The 2,722-nt window shown below is 60.5% G+C and carries 4 protein-coding genes; 1 reads left to right on the top strand and 3 read right to left on the bottom strand.

The genetic code is table 11. The features are described from left to right. Window positions 1–69: 69 nt before the first annotated feature. The gene (locus FY112_RS14860) at window positions 70–840 is read right to left on the bottom strand and encodes an NUDIX hydrolase (protein WP_151518708.1); all 771 of its coding nucleotides are present in this window, start codon (window positions 838–840) and stop codon (window positions 70–72) included. Further along, on the bottom strand, window positions 837–1,946 hold the full coding sequence (locus tag FY112_RS14855) for an endonuclease/exonuclease/phosphatase family protein (RefSeq protein WP_027668964.1): 1,110 nt from the start codon (window positions 1,944–1,946) through the stop codon (window positions 837–839). The genes FY112_RS14860 and FY112_RS14855 overlap by 4 nt, the downstream gene beginning before the upstream one ends. A gap of 227 nt (window positions 1,947–2,173) precedes the next feature. On the opposite strand from FY112_RS14855, the gene FY112_RS14850 reads away from it, so the two are divergent. After that, window positions 2,174–2,380, top strand: coding sequence for a hypothetical protein (locus tag FY112_RS14850; RefSeq protein WP_026158758.1), 207 nt, complete (start codon window positions 2,174–2,176; stop codon window positions 2,378–2,380). A 41-nt stretch (window positions 2,381–2,421) separates the two neighbouring features. Here FY112_RS14850 and FY112_RS14845 read toward each other — a convergent pair. Continuing rightward, window positions 2,422–2,722: TOBE domain-containing protein (locus FY112_RS14845; protein WP_151518706.1), on the bottom strand; the 301-nt coding region annotated here is incomplete at its 5' end.

Raw genomic sequence — 2,722 nt, 5'->3', positions numbered from 1 at the left:
ATTGGTGTGCCTGGGGCTAGAGGGCTGATCGCTATGGCGCCGGGTGGGCGAAGTGGTCGATGTGCGCTCTTATGCGCCAGCCCTACCGAAATACCAATCGATGACCGGCAGCATGGCCCTGTTATAGGGGTGCGCCGAGTGATCGGCCGAGCGGATGGCCACGGCACCCGCGATCTCCTGGTCCTCGGCGACGAGCATGTGGCTCTCGATCCGTTCGACCATTTCGTCTGCCGCCATATCGAAGCGGAAGAGCCGCAAGAGTGTCACCGTTCGGTTGGAATGGCTGGCGAAGAGCCCCTGCCCCGCCACCGAATGGGCCAAGTCCAAGCCGGTCTCCTCATGGACCTCGCGGCGCATATTGGCTTCGATGTCGCAGCGTCCATCGACGATATCTTCCGGTTCCAGCGAGCCGGCGGCGAAATAGACCTGGCCGGCATTGGCGGTATGGGCGCCCATGCGGATCGCCACCAGCGCGCCGTCGGAGCTTTCGAGCACCGGATAGGCGAAGACGTGCAGGCCGCCCTGGCGCTGCGGCTGGCGGCGCCACCACATGAAAGCGGAAAAGGGAGTGACGTAGCCCTCGCCCAAAATTCCCTCTCCAGTGAGCGACAGCTGCTGCAGAAACACCAGGCGCCCGTCGAAGAGCGCCGGGTTGGCAGCGGTTTCCCTCTTCCAATTCTCGCCGATCGCCGCTTCCTCGGCGATGACGAAAGGATGAGTACCGGGCAGAACGCGCAGATCGACGCCGGCGATCGGGAAGACGGTGGCTTCCGGCGGCCAGCCGACGAAATCTTCGGAAAAATCAGTATTCGGAAAATTCATGTTCAAATTCGTTTTCATGGGAGATCCAGTGTCATGACGACAGGGCAATGATCGGACGCCTTCGGCCTGTCCCAGCCGGTGCGCGGATAACGCTCCACTTCCTGCCCCGGCGGGAAGATGGTGCGGTAGGGCTGGCCGCTGCGGATGATTTCGGGCAGGCGGCCGGCATTATGGGCGGCAAGTGCTGGCGAAAGCCAGAGATAGTCGAGCTGGCAGAGCCACTGCTCCTGTGGCCCGCGCGCATGATAAAGCGTCCAGCGGTCGAGGGGCGCGCGGCGGCGCACGACATTTTCGGCAAAGCCGTCGCTACTGAAAACGTCGAGCGCGCTTTCGGTCTCGTTCTGATGTTCGAAGCGATAGCCGGTGCCCCGGCGGCCGATGACATCGACACGCTCCTGATAATCGTTCATGTCTCCGCAGATGGCGAAGCTCTTCGTGCCGGCTTGCTCCGCACTGAAGCGATCCTCGATGATGCGTCGCACGGCGCGCGCCTCGGCACGGCGGATCGGCATGGTCGATTGCCGCCCGTCCAGCCCGTCGCGCGGATTGCCCATCGACTTGAAATGCACGACATAGAGCGAAAACGGCCGGCCGCCGATCAGAAGGTCAAGCTCCAGGCAGTCCCGCTTGAAGATCTTGTCGTCGATGCGGTTGGTGAGCGCCAGTTCCTCGTCGAAGAGATCGAGATCGCGATAGGTCGTCATAGCATGGCTTCTTATGTCCTTGAGCTCGATCTTCTGGCCATCGCGCGTCTCCTCGCGCATCAGGACGGCAACATCGATGCCGCGGCTGTCATTGCCCTCGACCAGGAATTTCTGGCGATAGCCGTTGCCGACCATGCGGAAGAGATAGCCATATTCGAAGGCCTGCAGGGCAGCCATATTGTCGATTTCCTGCAGGCACAGGATATCGGCGTCAGCATCGGCGATCGCAAGGGCCGACATCTGCCGAGTGTCGTCGGTCGCGGCAATCACCCGCGCCTGCTCGAGCTGCTGATAGACACCCTCGCTCGACACCTGGAAAAGCTTGATGACGCGGTCCTGGCGCAGCTGGTTTCGGAAGCCGGTGAAATCGAAACGGGTCAGGAGATTTTCGACGTTGAAGGTGGCGAGGCGAAGCGACATGGCAGGAGTCCGGTTGCGGGCAGTACCTTATCCGGCAATCGCCACAGGAAAAGGTGGCAGGACCAAGAAAGTTGCGAATAACCGCCCGCTTGCAGCCCGGACGCAGCGAGCTGTGAATTCAAGGGCTGACAATCTCCCGCAAGCATCTGGATAGCAGCGGTTAGAACAGTTATGTAATGTCTTCTATATTGTTTATGAATTTCCAGATGTTTGGAGTCGCAAAAATCATGACCGCCAAAGAGAAAGAGATCCTGGAAGCGTTGGCGTGGATGTGCGAGCAATACCTCAGCCGGGGCAATGGTTTTCTAGACCACAAGGCGATGCACGCCGGCGAGCTAGCGATCGAAGTCCTTGCCTCCTACGGCTTCGTTAAATCGGATATTCAAGGTGACAGATGGACTGAAGAAGGACTGCTTCTTCTTGAAGGTTCGTAAGGCTTTCAACTCGGAATCGTCAAAACTCAAATCCTAGTCCATCAAAGCCGCCAGCCGGTGCGGATGATGACGCGCACCGCCGCGCCCGGCACGACGACCACGCGGCTGTATGCGCGTAGCGTCTGGCCATTGCCGAGGATCAGTTTCACGGCGTAGCGCTCGCCCTCGAACAGCACGGATTCGACGATTGCCGGAGCCCCCTCGCCGCCGATGATCACATCCTCCGGCCGCACGAGGATATCGGCGCCATCGGTCTTGGCGGCCTGGAGCGCATCCTGCAGTTCATCCCATTCCAGCTGGCGTTCGCTGCCCATTACCGGCAGTGTCAGGATCGCGCCGCGC

This window comes from Rhizobium sp. PEPV16, from assembly GCF_008919455.1.
Classification (GTDB): Bacteria; Pseudomonadota; Alphaproteobacteria; order Rhizobiales; family Rhizobiaceae; genus Rhizobium; species Rhizobium leguminosarum_Q.
This window is presented reverse-complemented; position numbering and strand designations above follow the sequence as displayed.